At 40.2% G+C, this 276-nt stretch carries 1 protein-coding gene; it reads left to right on the forward strand.

The window, feature by feature from the left end:
* Window positions 1-169: transcriptional repressor (locus J3B89_RS21100; protein ID WP_215768320.1), on the forward strand; the 169-nt coding region annotated here is incomplete at its 5' end.
* Window positions 170-276: the final 107 nt, after the last annotated feature.

Here is a 276-nt window from a genome sequence, read left to right on the forward strand (position 1 = left end):
AGACTGCGGTGAAGTTATCGAATTCTCTGATGATCTTATCGAAGAAAGACAAAAAGAAATCGCTCAACGCTACAACGTACAGTTAACTAACCACAGTTTATATCTGTATGGTAAAAGCATCACTGGGGATTGCAAAGGCAACCCAGACGCACATAAAGCGAAGAAGTAACACAGAACGCTGGCTTAGGCCGGCGTTTTTTATTTGAGCTGATACCGTATTAAGAATCACAGTAGCTTGACCCACAATTTGTTGTTTTATGCAGATACAAAAAAACC

Origin of the sequence: Rheinheimera oceanensis (assembly GCF_018831085.1) — a bacterium.
Taxonomy (GTDB): domain Bacteria; phylum Pseudomonadota; class Gammaproteobacteria; order Enterobacterales; family Alteromonadaceae; genus Alishewanella; species Alishewanella oceanensis.